Origin of the sequence: Tenacibaculum litopenaei (assembly GCF_964514025.1) — a bacterium.
GTDB lineage: Bacteria > Bacteroidota > Bacteroidia > Flavobacteriales > Flavobacteriaceae > Polaribacter > Polaribacter litopenaei.
In genome coordinates this window covers 172,952-189,451 of the sequence record NZ_CAZEQT010000007.1, presented here as the reverse complement: position 1 = coordinate 189,451, position 16,500 = coordinate 172,952, and the positions used below count along the sequence as shown (strand labels likewise).

Annotated in this window: 17 protein-coding genes; 6 read left to right on the top strand and 11 right to left on the bottom strand. The window is 39.8% G+C overall.

All coding sequences use genetic code 11. The features are described 5' to 3' along the window. The first annotated feature begins 74 nt into the window (after nt 1-74). On the top strand, nt 75-1,706 hold the full coding sequence (locus ACKTS5_RS15440) for an ABC-F family ATP-binding cassette domain-containing protein (protein ID WP_408044792.1): 1,632 nt from the start codon (nt 75-77) through the stop codon (nt 1,704-1,706). 32 nt (nt 1,707-1,738) lie between these two features. On the opposite strand, the gene ACKTS5_RS15435 is transcribed toward ACKTS5_RS15440, so the two are convergent. The 11 genes from ACKTS5_RS15435 to rlmH form a co-directional block, all read right to left on the bottom strand. After that, complete coding sequence (locus ACKTS5_RS15435) at nt 1,739-2,071, bottom strand: hypothetical protein (protein WP_408044791.1); 333 nt, start codon at nt 2,069-2,071, stop codon at nt 1,739-1,741. 24 nt (nt 2,072-2,095) lie between these two features. Continuing rightward, on the bottom strand, nt 2,096-2,551 hold the full coding sequence (locus ACKTS5_RS15430) for a hypothetical protein (RefSeq protein WP_408044790.1): 456 nt from the start codon (nt 2,549-2,551) through the stop codon (nt 2,096-2,098). Between the two features lie 157 nt (nt 2,552-2,708). Beyond that, entirely contained in the window at nt 2,709-3,590 is an 882-nt protein-coding gene (locus tag ACKTS5_RS15425) for a hypothetical protein (protein WP_408044789.1), read from the bottom strand. A 189-nt stretch (nt 3,591-3,779) separates the two neighbouring features. Then, nucleotides 3,780-4,424 carry an SGNH/GDSL hydrolase family protein gene (locus ACKTS5_RS15420; RefSeq protein WP_408044788.1) on the bottom strand — a complete coding sequence of 215 codons (645 nt, stop codon included), beginning with the start codon at nt 4,422-4,424 and terminating at the stop codon, nt 3,780-3,782. Between the two features lie 74 nt (nt 4,425-4,498). Beyond that, nucleotides 4,499-5,380 carry a zinc-dependent peptidase gene (locus ACKTS5_RS15415; RefSeq protein WP_408044787.1) on the bottom strand — a complete coding sequence of 294 codons (882 nt, stop codon included), beginning with the start codon at nt 5,378-5,380 and terminating at the stop codon, nt 4,499-4,501. A 103-nt stretch (nt 5,381-5,483) separates the two neighbouring features. Further along, nucleotides 5,484-6,137 carry a hypothetical protein gene (locus tag ACKTS5_RS15410; protein WP_408044786.1) on the bottom strand — a complete coding sequence of 218 codons (654 nt, stop codon included), beginning with the start codon at nt 6,135-6,137 and terminating at the stop codon, nt 5,484-5,486. Nucleotides 6,138-6,329: 192 nt separating this feature from the next. Further along, nucleotides 6,330-7,364: a M28 family metallopeptidase gene (locus ACKTS5_RS15405; RefSeq protein WP_408044785.1), complete on the bottom strand. Its 1,035-nt coding sequence runs from the start codon at nt 7,362-7,364 to the stop codon at nt 6,330-6,332. A gap of 65 nt (nt 7,365-7,429) precedes the next feature. Then, nucleotides 7,430-8,218 (bottom strand): ABC transporter ATP-binding protein, encoded by a 789-nt coding sequence (locus ACKTS5_RS15400; protein ID WP_408044784.1) that lies wholly within the window; start codon nt 8,216-8,218, stop codon nt 7,430-7,432. Nucleotides 8,219-8,283: 65 nt separating this feature from the next. Next, complete coding sequence (locus ACKTS5_RS15395; protein WP_408045230.1) at nt 8,284-9,258, bottom strand: FecCD family ABC transporter permease; 975 nt, start codon at nt 9,256-9,258, stop codon at nt 8,284-8,286. Between the two features lie 61 nt (nt 9,259-9,319). Further along, nucleotides 9,320-9,895 carry a non-canonical purine NTP diphosphatase gene (locus tag ACKTS5_RS15390; protein WP_408044783.1) on the bottom strand — a complete coding sequence of 192 codons (576 nt, stop codon included), beginning with the start codon at nt 9,893-9,895 and terminating at the stop codon, nt 9,320-9,322. A gap of 17 nt (nt 9,896-9,912) precedes the next feature. After that, nucleotides 9,913-10,386, bottom strand: a complete 474-nt coding sequence (gene rlmH, locus ACKTS5_RS15385) for a 23S rRNA (pseudouridine(1915)-N(3))-methyltransferase RlmH (protein ID WP_408044782.1) — start codon at nt 10,384-10,386, stop codon at nt 9,913-9,915. A gap of 103 nt (nt 10,387-10,489) precedes the next feature. Here rlmH and ACKTS5_RS15380 point away from each other — a divergent pair, with 103 nt between their 5' ends. The 5 genes from ACKTS5_RS15380 to ACKTS5_RS15360 all read left to right on the top strand — a co-directional run bounded on the left by ACKTS5_RS15380 (nt 10,490) and on the right by ACKTS5_RS15360 (nt 16,462). Then, nucleotides 10,490-11,872, top strand: a complete 1,383-nt coding sequence (locus tag ACKTS5_RS15380; protein WP_408044781.1) for a glycoside hydrolase family 71/99-like protein — start codon at nt 10,490-10,492, stop codon at nt 11,870-11,872. Between the two features lie 72 nt (nt 11,873-11,944). After that, nucleotides 11,945-12,805 carry a carboxylating nicotinate-nucleotide diphosphorylase gene (gene nadC, locus ACKTS5_RS15375; RefSeq protein WP_408044780.1) on the top strand — a complete coding sequence of 287 codons (861 nt, stop codon included), beginning with the start codon at nt 11,945-11,947 and terminating at the stop codon, nt 12,803-12,805. 12 nt (nt 12,806-12,817) lie between these two features. Continuing rightward, a complete protein-coding gene (locus tag ACKTS5_RS15370) occupies nt 12,818-14,923 on the top strand; it encodes a M3 family metallopeptidase (RefSeq protein WP_408044779.1) in 2,106 nt (701 codons plus the stop codon). Between the two features lie 9 nt (nt 14,924-14,932). Then, nucleotides 14,933-15,502 carry a pentapeptide repeat-containing protein gene (locus ACKTS5_RS15365; protein WP_408044778.1) on the top strand — a complete coding sequence of 190 codons (570 nt, stop codon included), beginning with the start codon at nt 14,933-14,935 and terminating at the stop codon, nt 15,500-15,502. Between the two features lie 18 nt (nt 15,503-15,520). Continuing rightward, entirely contained in the window at nt 15,521-16,462 is a 942-nt protein-coding gene (locus ACKTS5_RS15360; protein WP_408044777.1) for a YihY/virulence factor BrkB family protein, read from the top strand. Nucleotides 16,463-16,500: the final 38 nt, after the last annotated feature.

The following is a 16,500-nucleotide window of genomic DNA, read 5'->3' as shown; positions in this document are numbered from 1 at the left end:
TGAAGTGTTTTGAAGCCCAGAGGATTGACCATACTACAACGGATTTTACTATTTTCGCACAAATTCTAATATATATGATATCTGTAGATCAGTTAACCGTGGAATTCAGCGGTAAAGCTTTGTTTAGCGATGTTTCTTTTGTCATCAATGAGAATGATAAGATTGCATTAATGGGAAAAAATGGTGCAGGAAAATCAACCATGATGAAAATTATTGCAGGCATTAACCAGGCTACTAAAGGAGGTGTACGTTGTCCGAAGGATACCGTTATCGCCTATTTACCGCAGCATTTGTTGTTGGAAGACGACTGTACCGTGAAGGAAGAAGCGGCAAAAGCCTTTTCGCGTATTTTTTCGATGAAGGAAGAAATGGAAGCCTTGAATAAGGAACTAGAAACGCGAACGGACTACGAATCAGAAGCATATATGAAGATCATAGAACGCGTTTCGGAGTTAGGGGAGGTGTACTATGCATTGGAAGAAGTTAACTACGAAGCTGAAGTAGAGAAGGCCTTAAAAGGACTGGGATTCAAGCAAACCGATTTAGACCGACCGACCTCTGAATTTAGTGGGGGATGGAGAATGCGTATCGAGTTGGCAAAAATTTTATTGCAGAAACCCGATTTAATTTTGTTGGATGAGCCAACTAACCACGTAGATATTGAATCTGTAATTTGGTTGGAGCAGTTTCTTAAAAACAAGGCGAAAGCAGTAGTCGTAATTTCTCATGATAAGGCTTTTGTTGATAATATTACCAACAGAACCATTGAGGTGAGTATGGGAACCATTTACGATTACAAAGCCAACTATACGCATTACTTAGAATTGAGAAAAGAACGCAGAGCTCATCAGTTAAAAGCCTACGAGGAACAGCAAAAGTTTATAGCGGAAACCAAATCGTTTATTGAACGTTTTAAAGGGACCTACTCAAAAACTAACCAGGTGGCTTCTCGTGAGCGGATGCTCGAAAAATTGGTGCCTATTGAAGTAGATGAAGTGGATAATTCGTCGTTAAAATTGCGTTTTCCACCGTCGCCGAGGTCTGGAGATTATCCGGTTAAAGTCGAAGAACTCTCGAAGCGTTACGGGGAATTGACCGTCTTTGAAGACGCTAGTTTTTCCATAGCAAGAGGAGAGAAAGTATCGTTTGTAGGACGTAATGGTGAAGGTAAATCGACCATGATTAAAGCGATTTTGGGAGAAATTGATTTTGAAGGACATTGCGAGTTGGGACACAACGCTAAAGTGGGGTATTTTGCACAAAACCAAGCGTCGTTGTTGGATCCGGAGTTAACCGTATTTCAAACGGTAGACGAAGTAGCGGAAGGTGATATCAGAACTCAGATCAAAAAGATATTAGGGCGTTTTATGTTCGGAGGAGAGGATATCGATAAAAAGGTCAAGGTTCTTTCAGGAGGAGAACGAACGCGTTTGGCAATGGTTAAGTTATTGCTAGAACCGGTAAATCTTTTGATATTGGATGAGCCTACTAACCACTTAGATATTCGTTCCAAAGACGTGATTAAAGAGGCTTTGATGCATTATGACGGTACCTTGATTTTAGTATCGCACGATCGTGACTTCTTGCAGGGGTTGAGTGAAAAAGTTTTTGAGTTTAAAGACAAACGAGTAATTGAGCATTTCGAAACCATTGATGCGTTTTTAGAGCGCAACAATATTCGAGCACTAAAAGAAATTGATTTATAAATAGAAAGCTAGGAAATATTTCCTAGCTTTTTTTATAAGATATCCCAACCAATGGCGGTGTTGACGGCCGTTTTGACGATGTCTAGTGCAGCATTAATGGCTGCTTCGACAGCTAAAAGCCCCAGCCCTTCAATGGTGAGCAATACGATGCGTACACTGCTTTTTTGAATTTCTAGATAATACGATGCTTGTTCTTTAGTAATGGTGCCTTCGCGTTGTAGTTTAACGATGAGTGCCAAATTTTCGGCTAGTGATTTGAACTGCTGTTCCGCAAAGGGAGCAGCGGCTTCCCAGTGTTCTTGAAGTTTGCCTTTGGCAGCTCCGATCATCTTGAGTAGTACATCGTTGACATTAATTGAATTCATAGGTGTTGTAGTTTGGTAGTTTGTTTATTTTTCTCCTCTTTTTAAAGCGAGTTGTAGTCGTATAATGGCGGTGAAAGCACTGTCAAAGGGCTGTTTAAGAGGGCGTATTTGCGCCGCGTTTAAGAAGCCTATTTTGTGCAATTTTTCTAGGTTGTCAACCATCGAAATGAGCTCTTTAATTTGGTCTTCAACAATGCGATTTTTATCGAGTGCCGCCGTTCTGAGTTTTAAGGTGTTTAAATCTACTTTGATGTCGTCAAAGGTTTCTACAAAGTTTTCATAGGCAGCTGCTGGTGTTCCGATGGTCCTGTCGAGAACGACAAAGTATTTGGTGACTTTTTCTTGTACACGAGTCACCGTTTTATCCGTAATTTCATCGTAATCACTGATAAGTCGGACTGTAGTGCAGCTCTGCAGTAAAATAAGGAATAGCGCAAGCAAGGCGCCGAGCCTAGGGCGCGTAAGATTTTGAATTAGCATGGTTAGTTTTTTTAGTAGCCACCCCGTTGATTGGGGTCAATTTTTTACAAGGTTAAAGCTACAAATAATATTCGTATCACAAATGAGCATTAGGTTAAGAAGTAGTAAATACTGTATAGCCAAAAAAAGACCGACGTGAAGGTCGGTCTTTTTGGTATTACCATTGAGTTCTCATTTCCGTTCCAATTTCTATATATGTTGGACTGGTGTTTATACTTTTAAAATGCCCGTAACTCGTACCGCTGTCGAGCGAGTCAATTTTTATTTGAACCTCTTCGTATTGTGTCGTAAATGCCAATCCTTGGTGTACTCCATCGGCAGTTCCTTTGTCAATAGTGACGTGCCAACAGGTCATTTTTTTATTTAAATGATGATTTTCAGACGGGTGTTGTCGGTGTTCTATAACCCGTGCTTGTATGGGAGTTTTAATAAAATAAGAACGCCATTTTTCTGGAATTCGCTTTAAATCTAAACTATCTGAATTTAGAGAAGTGGTTTGTATAATTCGCGTAAAATAAGCACCGCTGTCGTCGGGTTCTATACCTTGATTTACAAAGTTTGCAAAACGTTGAAAGTCATTTTTTTCATCGATATACGATTGCGTATTGAATTGTTCTGATAACAGGTATTCTTTGTGATTCCAGGCGAACTTTAGGTAGTTGGTATTTATTTTTGAACCTTCTTCATAGGGGAAGTAGGTACTTTTTACATGTTCTTTAGCATGTTCAGGGATTTTTTTAATGGCAATTTCTTTCGGGTATAATTGGAGTGAGGTGCTATCTTGATGATAGTCGCCAAAATACTCTTTGACGGTTGAGTTCCCGAGGGAGCCATTTAGGGTTTCAGTAAAAATAAACTCATTATTCGAAAAGAGCTCTAAGCTTTTACTGTAGTTGAGGTTTTTAAAATCGTACCGAACGGCGTTTTCTCTGTTTTGAATCCGCTCTCGTGATTTGTTGTGTGAATTTCCAATCGGTGCTTTCCAACTACAGGAATAACTGATTGTGAGTAGGGTAGTGATAAGAACTAATTTTTTCATTTGCTAGCGTACCCGTCTTCCGACGAGATAGATTTTTTAATGTGTTTATAACATTGACTCTTCAAAACCAGAACTGTAGCTAAACGGGTACTAGCTTAAGCTCAAATTTTATTGAGTCTTAAATCGGGGGGATGAGGGATACAGTTACAAACTTACTAAAAAAAAGTTAGATGCCAGAAATTGTCGCCGTTAGCGCGTTTGAGAGGGCTCTCGGAAGGCTTTTACTAAGTAGTTAGCAATGATTTCTGCATTCATTTTAGCACCTTTAAGCGATGGGTGAAATCCATCTTTTCCGTAGAGCAGGTAATTGCTTTCCGTACGGATATAATCACGCCAATAACGCCCTACAGGAATGAGTAAAGCCTTGTTTTGCTTTGCAGCTGCTTCGTAATTGGCAATGACATTGTCTAAGCGATCCAGCTGATTTTTTGCAGGCCATACCATATAATAACACAGTGTCGTATTGGTAGTCGCACAGATTTTTTGCAGTTCTTCTCCTACTTTTATAAGGCTTTCTTTTCCGTATGGAGAAGAAGAAGGTCCTTGTTGAATGACTAAGAAATCGTACGAAGTTGTCTTTAAAAGTTGTTGAATCTTTCCTCCATTCAAATGATCACGAATGGAAAAATCGGGATAGGCAATGCACGTTACTTCCATGCGGTACCCCTGCGAACGCGCTTTCCTCTTTACGAGTTTTGGTAGCTTGTGTTCATAGGTCAGGCTGTTCCCTACAAATAAGACATTGATTTTAGTTGCGGGTTGCGACTGTTTTTGCTGACTGAATCCATTTAGGTTCAGAACTAAAAGCAGTATGAAAGTAATTAACTTGTTCATAAAAGAGGAAAAAATAAGTGCTCGTAGAGCTTATCATTACTCTAAATTACAAAATAATCATGAACGGGAAAAGTTTAATTTTTTCCACAGCATTTTTTAAACTTTTTTCCGCTATTACAAGGACAGGGATCGTTACGGCCAACCTGTGTTTCACTGGGTAGGTGTAAGTTCATAGCGTCCATATCTTGTTTAAATATCAGTTCCATTTTTCGGTAAAGTGCTGGATGTTTTTTGGCCAGTAGTTTGGGGCGTTCGAAAAAGTATTCGCTGACCACAGAAAAGAATTCCGCCTGGTTGGTGCCTCCATAAGGATTGATATCTGAGTCGTTGCGGTAGATTTCATCCATTTTTTTGTTCATCAAGTCAATCCATGGAATGGTATATTGCCTACATAAGAGCACTTCGGGAATACCATCTACTTTACCGTCGAGTTTGTCGATGAGGTGCACAAATTCGTGAATTGCTGTATTGTGTTTGTCGGTTTCGTTGACAAAGCCCAAATGCAGTGCTTTTTTTGACAAAATCATCTTTCCTTCTAGGTAGCCAGTTCCCACCATACCTAGTACGTTTCTGCCTTCGCCAGTGCGCTCAAAATCTTTGCTAAAACTACAGGGGTACAAAATAACTTCTTGAATGTTAGGATAGCGCCATTCTGGAAAGTTAAAAATAGGGATGATGGCACTGGAAGCCACTAAAAGACGATCCGTAGTGTCTACGGAAGTATCTACGCCAATAATAGCACAGTTCAATAAAAACTCGTGTGTTTTGTATTCGAATAAGGTTTTTTGCTCGTTGCCTAGTGCATTGTAAAATGCGACATGATTGCTTAAAATTTGTTTCCACTCGTCAGGAAAGTCTGTGTTTGGAGTTTTCCATGGCTCGTTTTTCGCTCCTTTCTTTCTTCGAACGAAGTAAAAACTTATAAGGGCGACGACTATGGTAGAGGTGATGAGCATAAATTAAAAAAGAACCTAAAATAGGGAGGTTGCTGTTAAGTAGGTTGTGAAAATACAGGAAATAAAATACCCCTACAAGTAATAGCTTATAGGGGTAGATTTTTTAAGAACGTTCACTTAATTGTTGTACTTCTTCTTGTGAAAAAGTACGGAAAGCGAATTTATATCCTTCATAAGCTGCAATTCCGTAGAAAAGCAAATCAATAGGACTGAATGATTCTTTCATAATAGGTATCAGCTGTTCGTAGTTGAACATCATCAGTACGTTAAAAAAGCTGATGCTTTCCTGATTGGCTACAAATCCTAAAATGCTAAATACGTTCCCTAATAAACAGCTCATTAACGCAATGACTGCACCAGCAATACCGAAATGTTGACCAAGTCCTTTTCCGGTGTAACGCATGCTAATTCCTACTAGGGCTCCTACTGCGATGGCCATATAGCCAATTTGATATTCTGTGGTTACGGTAATTGCGGCCCAAATAGCTGCTCCGATAAGTCCAGCGAGTACCCCTGAAAAAACTGCTTTGAGAAAGTTTTGCTCGCTTTTTATTTGATCTGCCACACGTGGAGATAGTTTGTTAAGGAACTCGTCAAAACTCAAAGGTTCATCCTCTTCGTTAGCTGAGGTAGACCTCGTTGTAACTTCCTCAGCGCTCTCTGCTGGATTTTCAACGGTTGCTGTATCCGTAGTTGCCATAGGGGTGTTCTCTGCAGCCTGATTTTCTTCCAAGGCCAAATCTTCTTTTCTTGTCATAATGTATAGGTTGTTGATGATTGCAATTTTCATGCAAAGCAAATAGGGATAACTTCCTCAGCAAAAAGGTGAAGGTATTTCCATAGCAATGCAATTTCAGGGCAAATATACACATTTATTGAAAATAAAAAACTCACCTACAATGAGGTGAGTTTTTTATAAACGATTAATTTAAATAGTCAATTGCTATTATTATTTTGCTTTATCAGCAACGATACGCTTGTCGCGATTGGCTACTTCCCAGGCTGTATGGAATACTAAACGCGTTCTGTTTTCAAGTAATTGATAGTTGATTTTATCTGGCGTATCTGAAGGCTGATGGTAGTCAGCATGTGTTCCGTTAAAGTAAAAAATAATAGGAATATTGTGTTTTGCAAAGTTGTAGTGATCCGAGCGATAGTAAAATCTGTTCGGGTCATTTTCGTCGTTGTATTTATAATCCAAGTCAATTTTTGTGTACTTGGTATTGATGGCTTCTGAAATGTTGTGGAGTTCTGTACTCAATTTATCAGAGCCAATTAGATATACGTAATTAGGATTTCCTTTATGACGATCATCAACACGACCGATCATATCGATATTTAAATCGGTAACGGTATTTTTTAAAGGAAATATTGGATTTTCTGTGTAGTATTTTGAACCGAGTAGCCCTTTTTCTTCTCCAGTAACGTGAAGAAAGAGTATCGAACGCTTAGGACCTCTACCTGCTTCCACCGCTTTTTTAAAGGCTTCAGCAATTTCCAGGATGGCAACAGTTCCTGAACCGTCATCGTCTGCTCCGTTGTAGATTTCTCCATTTTTAACACCTTCGTGATCTAAATGTGCTGAGATCACGACAATTTCATCTGGCTTTTCAGTTCCCTTGATATAAGCCACTACGTTTTCTGAGTCTTTAAGGCTACGTCCTCTTCTGTTATTACTCAAATATTCAGAAGGAACTTCCTGGAAATAATCGTCACCTCCTAAAGGAGATGCAATTCCTTGACTCTTATAGAAATCTTTTAGGTAATTGACCGCTTTTTTTTGTCCAGGCTCACCGGTATCTCTTCCTTCAAATTCGTCAGAAGCATACACAAATAAGTGTTTACCTAGATCTTTGGCGGTAATACTCTTAGCAAATTTCTCGGCGTAGTCTACCGATGCGTCCGGCTCTATTCCCGTAGTTTCCTTACTAGAACCACAGGCAATTAAGGCAGCCGTACTTGCTAAATACAGTAATTTTCTCATTAATACTTTTTTAATGTTTTGGGTTGATTAGTTGTTGACGTACTCAGCGGTACAATTGGTCAAATTTAGGTTTTCTTTATAACGAATTGTTCTAATGTTTTGTTAAAACTTATTAAGTCTTTTGGGAACAAACTGTCAAAGGCATTGGTTTCAATGAGTTGCTTGGCGGTACCACTGTGAAGCTGTCCTCCTTCGGTGAGGAGTAAGCAACTGTCAGCTAATTGAATGGCTAGGTTGACTTCGTGCGTGGAGATAAGTATGGTTTTATTGGTAGTTTTTACCAGGTCTTTGAGCAGAGAAAAAACTTTGTAGGTATGGTGGATGTCCAAATGAGCTGTTGGTTCATCGAGAATAATGAGCTCCGTATCTTGCGCCAACGCGCGCGCAATGAGAACGCGTTGTAATTGTCCATCACTCAATTCGTAAAATCGTTTGTTTTTTAGCTGCGAGATTTCGGTCTTCTCTAAGGCCCAAAGAATTTTCTTTAAATGCTCGTTGTTTAAATTATCGAGCCAGTTGGTATAGGGTTGTCGTCCAAGAGCAACGAGTTCAAAAACTGTGAGTTGACTGGGAGGAAGGCGTTCTGTCAGTACCAGACTGAGCATCGTAGCTAACTCCTGATCGTGAATGGCTTCGAGGGGTTTTCCTTTGAGCTGTACCGTCCCTTGCAGCGGAGCCTGCACTTTAGAGAGCGTTCTTAGTAAGGTAGATTTACCAATTCCATTTTTTCCCAGCAAGACAATAAATTGTCCACTGCCCAGCGAAAAATTGAGTTCAGAAGCCACCTTGTGTACCTGCTTTTTAGAGCGGTAACCAATGGTTAGGTCTATGGCATTCACGACAGCTGTTGACATTTTATTCATTCTTGCTATGGGTAATTATACCGCGAAGGTACGTGTAAATTGATGGAATTTAGCAGTTAGACATACATCTTTTTCTTTCGGAGTAGTAGCCATATAACCACGGGAGCACCGAAAAGAGAAGTAATTGCATTAATAGGTAGTACAAAAGCACTGTTAGGTAATTGGGCAATCGTATCGCAAATAAGTAATACCAATGCACCGAGTATGCTCACAGCTGGAAGTAGCACTTTGTGGTTAGAACTCGTGAACAACAGTTTGGCAATATGCGGCACTGCGAGCCCAACGAAGGCAATAGGGCCAGCAAAAGCAGTGATAACTCCAGTAAGCAAACTGGTTATTAGTAAAATGATATTTCTGCTTTTTTTGATGTTGATTCCGAGGCTCTTTGCATAGTACTCTCCGAGTAAAAAGCTATTCAGTGGTTTGATAACGCTGAAGGTTCCTATCATTGCCAAGCTGTAGATTCCAAAAAATACACCGAGTTCTTTCCAACTTAGGTTTCCTAAACTTCCAAAACTCCAAAATTGGTATTGTTGAATTTCAGTAGCTTCACTAAAATAGGTAAGGATGCTGATAATCGATGAGGTAAGGGAGCCAAACATCAAACCGATAATTAAGATAGACATGGTATTGCGGACTCTATTAGCTGCTAAAATGACTCCTGATAAGACGAGGAATGAACCAGCACTTGCTGCCATAGCTAAAGAGCTGTTTTGAAAGATATGGGTACTAAAAAGCCCGCCGAAAAGTCCAGATCCTAGTATAAAGAGCGCTACTCCAAGGCTAGCCCCTGATGAAATTCCCAGGACAAATGGGCCTGCCAGTGGATTTCTAAAAAGCGTTTGCATCAGCAATCCGCTTACGGCGAGTCCGGAGCCTACCATAAGAGCGGTAAGGGCTTTGGGCAATCGGTAGTTCCAAATGATGACTTCCCAACTGCGCTTGCTGACTTCTTGTCCTGTAAGGGCAGCGAAGATATCGTCAAACGGGATGCGGACCGACCCAATACTGATATTTAGCATTAATAGCATCAGTAAGGCGATGACCAGTACCAAAAAATACCATCGATATGTTGTTTTTGTAAGCACTAGACTACAAGGCTTTTAAAAAATTCACCAATTTCTGTATGGCTAAACCTCGATGACTGATGGCGTTCTTTTCTGCCGCAGTCATGTTAGCAAAAGAACGCGGATGTCCTGTGGGTTTAAAAATAGGATCGTAGCCAAAGCCTTTCGCTCCTTCGCGTTCTGAAAGTATTTCACCGGTACAAACACCTTCAAAAAGGAATTGCTCTCCGTTTAAATTGAGGCAAATAGCCGTTCTGAATTGTGCGGCTCTAGTACTAGCGTTGTTCAATGCATGGAGTAGTTTGTCCATATTGTTATCGGCATTACTAGGTTCTCCTGCATAACGAGCAGAATAGACCCCTGGGGCACCGTTTAAGGCTTCTACCTCTAGACCTGTATCATCAGCAAAACAGTTGTATCCGTAGGTTTCCGTGATGTGATTGGCTTTAATTTGTGCGTTGCCCTCCAAGGTAGTCGCTGTCTCTGGAATATCTTCGTAACAACCGATGTCCTTTAGTGACACTAATTCAATACTGTCAGGGAGCATTTGTTGTACTTCAGCCAGTTTGTTAAGATTGTTGGTAGCGAAAACGAGTTTCATAATGAGTAGGGTTTATATTATTCGTGATGATAAGGTTCGTTGCGTAAAATGGTAAACCCGCGGTACAATTGTTCGGTGATAAACAGGCGAATCATCTGATGTGAAAAGGTCATTTTTGACAGTGATAACTTACCATTGGCACGTTTGTAAACGGCTTCGGAAAATCCGTAAGGACCTCCTATGACTAAAACAAACTGCTTGATTCCTGCATTCATTTTTTTCTGTAAAAAATTAGCGAATTCTATGGAAGTATAGTGTTTCCCTTTATCGTCTAACAAGCAGAGAACATCGGAGTTTTGCAGTTTGGATAAAATGAGTTCTCCCTCTTTTTCCTTTTGTTGGTCTTCTCGTAAATTTTTTACGTTTTTGATGTCCGGGATAATTTCTAGTTCGAATTTGATATAATGCTGCAGCCTTTTTTGGTATTCTTCAATCAATTGTGCCAATTGCTTGCTGTCTGTTTTTCCTATGGCTAGTAATTTAATCTTCATATCGTGTTCTTATGACTGCAAAATTACCATAAAATTAGGGATTTAACCTGAGTGGTCTAGGTACTTTTTTTGGTAGATTTAAGTGGTTGTAAAACAATGTATTATGGAAAAAGTAAAAGTGAATTTTTTAATTGTAGGAGTCTTGGTCTCCTTTTGTTTAGCTTGTCAAGAAGATGTGGAAATTGAACCTGTCAGCAGTCCGTTAAAAACAACTGCTAACAAAGTAGCCCCTCATGAACTTTGGAGTTCGGAAATAAAACTTGCTGATTGGGAACAAATTATACAAGAAGAAGAACGCTTTGATGAACGGAACACGGAAGTTAGTATTTTCCGTAAAGTCACAAAACAAGGGAAGCCACTTTTTGTGCATTATATGCCTTGGTTTAGAAGTTTAGAGCACGATGGTGCTTGGGGGCAACACTGGACCATGACGAATAGAAATCCAGATATTGTTGATGCTTCAGGAAAACGACAAATAGCCTCTCATTATTACCCTTTGATAGGTCCGTATGCTACTAGAGATAAAGACCTGCAACAATATCATTTACTCTTAATGCAGCTCAGCGGGGTAGAAGGGGTTATTTTTGATTGGTATGGCATGCGTGATATTCTAGATTTTGATCAAATCAAGCAAGGAGTGGAGTCCTTTATTTTGGAATTGGAAAAAACACCGTTGCAGTTCTGTGTGATGTATGAAGATCGCGTTATTAAGGAACAGGAACGACGATTGACAGCGTTACAGGTACAGCAAGCTAGGAATGACTTGGCGTATATTGAAAATCAGTATTTTGCGCATCCCAATTATTATAAATGTGTAGATAAGAATTTGTTTATGGTGTTTGGACCGGCCTATATCGATGACAAAGCGGATTGGGATTTGATTTTGAGTGCTATCAACAGTCCTGTTGATTTTTTGAGTTTATGGGGTTCCAGAGCAACCATTGGTGCAGAAAATGCATCGGGTGAATTTGCTTGGATTGACAAGGATCACTTGTTAACCTTAAACGGATATTACAATTATGTGATTGACTTTTCGACAAATGTCGTTGGAGGGGTAGCCTATCCGCGTTTCAACGACTATTATGTGGAGGGAGGATGGAAGGCTCCGTCACCCGATGAATGGACCATTGCAGACGGCGGAATTACCGCGTTTGACGCTTCTTTACAGGCTTCTATAGCACAACCTGTTGATTTTTTGCAAATTGCTACTTGGAATGACTTCGGAGAAGGTACCCAGATAGAGCCCACCTTAGAGCATGGGATGTTGTATTTGACCTATCTTCAAAACTATACCAACGTGCCTTATAATGAAGAAGATTTGATGGTGGCCTACTATATTTACACCTTGAAAAAGCAATTCCCCAATAATCGTTCGGTACGTCGAATGATGAATTTTGCTTATCAAAGGGCCATCAAAGGGAATTTGTCACGAGCCAAGTATTTAATTGTAGCTACGATTGAAAGGAACGGAGGTACATTTTTGTAAAAGTGAACTATCTTTTGATATAATTAGACAATTCTTGATGAAAAACTTATTTTTACATCAAGAATACGAACTATGATTTCAAAAGAACAATTTAATAAAGAGTTAGAATTAATTATTGCCAATGCAATCCGCGAGGATATCGGAGATGGAGATCACACATCACTGTCGTGTATTCCTGCGGAAGCTCAAGGAAAAGCAAAGCTTTTGGTAAAGGATGAAGGGATTATTGCAGGAGTGGAATTTGCGAAGCAAGTATTTGCATATGTCGATAGCGATTTACAAGTAGAAACCTTGATTGAAGACGGTAGTCCAGTGAGTCATGGTGATATTGTTTTCTACGTTAGCGGAAAATCACAATCCATTTTACAGGCAGAACGCTTAGTGTTAAATGCGATGCAACGCATGAGTGCTATTGCGACGAAAACGAAGTTCTTTGCAAACCTTTTGGAAGGAACCAAGACGAAAGTGCTCGATACCCGTAAAACAACTCCAGGCATCCGAGCCCTCGAGAAATGGGCAGTGAAAATTGGAGGTGGTGAAAACCATCGTTTCGCTTTGTACGATATGGTGATGATCAAAGATAATCACATCGATTTTGCAGGAGGTATTACTCAAGCTATACAAAAAACACAGCGCTACCTTGCTGAAAAAGGCCTCGATATAAAAATTATTGTGGAAGCGCGTAACTTAAAAGAAATCGAGGAAATACTTCAAAACCCGGGTGTATACCGAATTCTTATCGATAATTTTAACTACGAAGATACCCGAAAAGCAGTGGCCATGATCGGTGATACTTGCTTGACAGAATCATCAGGAGGAATCAATGAAACTACGATTCGCGCGTATGCGGAATGCGGTGTGGACTTTATTTCTTCAGGGGCTTTAACACATTCTGTTTACAATTTAGATTTGAGCTTAAAAGCTGTTGACTAAACTACTATATACATGAAAAAATACCTAAACTTAACTGCCGGTCTCGTATTACTTATGGCTTGCCAAACCAAAGAGACCACAAAAGATACCACTCCTATGATAGCCACGGAAAACCCATTACTAGTTCCAAGTACTTTAGCGTACGGAGCACCGGATTTTACGAAGATCAAAAACGAACATTTCATGCCTGCTATGCTTAAAGGAATGGCCTTACAGCAAGAAAAAATAGCAGCTATAGTAGCCAACAAAGAAGCAGCTACTTTTGAGAATACCATCTTAGCATTGGAAGAGAGTGATCGAGATTTGGACCGTGTGAGTTCGGTATTTTATGCCCTGGCAGGTGCGCATACCAATGATACCATCCGTGCTAATCAAAAGGAATTGGCTCCAAAAATGTCAGAGCACAATGATGAGATTTATTTGAATACAGCCTTGTTTGCTCGTATCAAAACCGTTTACGAACAATTGGAAAGCTTAGAGTTGGATGCTGAATCAAAGCATTTGGTACAAGAGTATTACAAGAATTTTGTAAAAGCCGGAGCTAATTTGTCTGAAGAGAAAAAGAAGCAACTTAAAGAAATCAATGCTGAACTGGCGAGCTTAACAAATGATTTTGGTAAAAAATTACTCGATGCTAGTAAAAAAGGAGGTCTTACACTCCAGCAAAAAGAACAGTTAGCTGGCTTGTCAGACGAAAAGATAAAGGCACTCAAAAAAGGAGATGCTTATGAAATCCAATTGATCAATACCACACAGCAACCTTTATTACAAACGCTTGAAGATAGAGCCGTTCGCAAAGAGCTGTTTGATAAATCAATCCACCGTGCAGACCAGGGGGAATTTGATACCAGTGCGCTCGTTGCCAAAATGGTGACCTTGCGAGCGCAGAAAGCTGCCTTATTAGGTTTTGATAATTTCGCGAGTTGGAGTCTACAAGGAACTATGGCTTCAAATCCTTCAAAGGTATTCGAAATGTTTGCTGGATTGATTCCTGGAGCTTTGGAAAAAGCAGGAGCAGAAATTAAAGAAATTCAAGCGGAAATCGACAAGGAAGGTAAGAAATTTACCCTAGCTCCTTACGACTGGAACCATTATGCAGAGAAGGTTCGCAAGTCAAAATACAATTTAAATGAAGATGAGGTAAAACAGTATTTTGAATTGACCAACGTGCTTGAAAAAGGAGTTTTTTATGCCGCGACAAAGTTATACGGAATTACCTTTAAAAAGCGTACCGATATTCCAACTTACCACCCAGATGTCGTTGTTTATGAGATTTTTGAAGAGGACGGTAGTAAGCTAGGATTGTTTTACGGTGACTTTTTTGCGAGAGATAGCAAGCGAGGAGGCGCCTGGATGAGTACTTTTGTAAAACAATCGAAGCAACGAAATCAAAAACCGGTCATTTTCAATGTGTGTAACTACGAAAAACCGGTGGCTGGAGAGCCTGCGTTGATAAGTTTTGACAATGTAGAAACTACTTTCCACGAATTCGGACACGCTTTACACGGTTTGTTTGGGAATCAACAATACGAATCGATTTCAGGAACCAGTGTGGCTCGTGATTTTGTAGAATTTCCTTCTCAATTCAATGAGAATTGGGCTACCCATCCGGAAATTTTAAACAATTATGCCTTACACCACGAAACAGGGGAAGTGATACCGGCAGCCTTGTTGGAGAAAATTAAAAATGCAGGGACCTTTAATCAAGGCTATTCACTCATAGAAAACTTGTGTTCGTCGAGCTTGGATATGAATTGGCATACCATCGGTACTGATATGGTTGTTACAGATGTAGCTAAATTCGAAAAAGAAGCGTTGGAAAAAATGAAATTGCAATTGGCAGAAATTCCTCCGCGTTATCGCTCAACGTATTTTGCACATGTTTTTGCAGGCGGGTATGCCGCAGGATATTACTCGTATTTGTGGACGGAAATGTTGAGTCATGACGCCTACGATTGGTTTAAGAACAACGGCTTGTTAACACGTGAAAATGGACAGAAATTCCGTGAACAAGTGCTGTCTAAAGGAAATACTATGGACTACGCTACCATGTATAAAGAGTTTGCAGGGCGTGATCCGAAAGCGGCACCGATGTTAAAAGCCAGAGGATTAAAATAGCAGCGTTCTATGAATGAGTATTACGCTCAAAAAGAATATCACAAAGTCAGATTTACGAGTGAAGCACTCAGTAAATCTGACTTTGATGCTTGTAGGTTTGTACATTGTGATTTTTCAGACCTGGCCATTCACAGTTCAGAATTTTTGGAATGTGAATTTGAAGACTGTAATTGGAGCAATACCAAGGTTCGAGGAGTTAGTTTTAAAGAGGTAACTTTTACAGCCTGTAAAGTACTCGGTGTCAAATTTAGCGAAGCAGATCCGTTTTTATTCAAAGCTGATTTTGAAAACTGTCAGTTGAACTACAGTTCTTTTTACCGAGTTGCCATGGCAGGGTTTGAGTTTAAAAACTGCGAACTTGTCGCCGTTGATTTTACAGGAGCAAATCTGACGGCAAGTACCTTTGAAAATTGTTTGTTAAATCAAGCTGTTTTTGAGGAATCCAAGCTAGAAAAAGTTAATTTTGTTACAGCTCAAGGACTGTCCCTAGACCTCGATAAAAACCGTGTCAAGGGAGCGGTATTTTCCAAAGACCAACTAGAAGGGTTGTTGCGCAAATACCAAATTATCGTCGAGTGAGTTTAAAATACGGGAGCTATGACCAAACCTATTGAAAGTAGATTAGAAAAAATACCGATCATCAATATCTTGGTGAAATTTGGAAAAACGATTAAGATTCCTGGTTTAGAAGGAATGTCGTTGTACGACGTGATCGAAATGTATATCATGGGCATCGTTAAAGGAGCGTTGACCACGAGAGCAGGGGGGATTGCCTATAGTTTTTTTATGGCGATATTTCCATTTTTGCTATTTATCCTTACGCTCATACCTTACATTCCTATCGACGGTTTTCAGGAAGGACTTTTTTCGTTGATTCAAGAGGTGTTGCCTCCCAAAACATTTGATGCCGTAGACGGAGTGCTACGCGATATATTAAACAATCAGTACGGTGGACTTTTATCTTTTGGTTTTTTAGCGTCGATCTTTTTGATGACCAATGGAGTGAACGCTATTTTTGGCGGATTTGAATATTCGTATCACGTACAAGAATACAGAAACATATTGCGAGCCTATATCATATCGCTAGGGGTGTCACTACTCATGAGTTTCTTTTTGATAGTCACCGTGGTATTTGTCTTGCTGTATCAGATAGCCTTGGCTAAGATCAATGAGAAAGGGTGGTTCAATACCAGTGATTTAGATTTGTTTTACTACGGTAGAGGATTGCTGTTTTTAATTATGATTTTTACCATTGTATCCCTCTTGTTTCGCTATGGGACGAAACAGGGAAAAGACTTGCGGTTTTTTTCTCCAGGCGCAATATTGACCACTGTTGTGTCGATGTTCACCTTTTATTTATTCGGGATTTACGTGGTGGAGTTTGCGAAGTACAACCAACTGTACGGGTCGATTGGAACCTTGTTGATTTTGATGCTTTTTGTGTGGCTCAACGCGATAATTTTATTGTTAGGCTTCGAACTGAACGCTACGATTTTCCGATTAAAACATACAAATAAACTTTCCGATTCTGCTGATTAATTCTGATATTTGTGGGCTCAATTTATCACAGCGCTGAA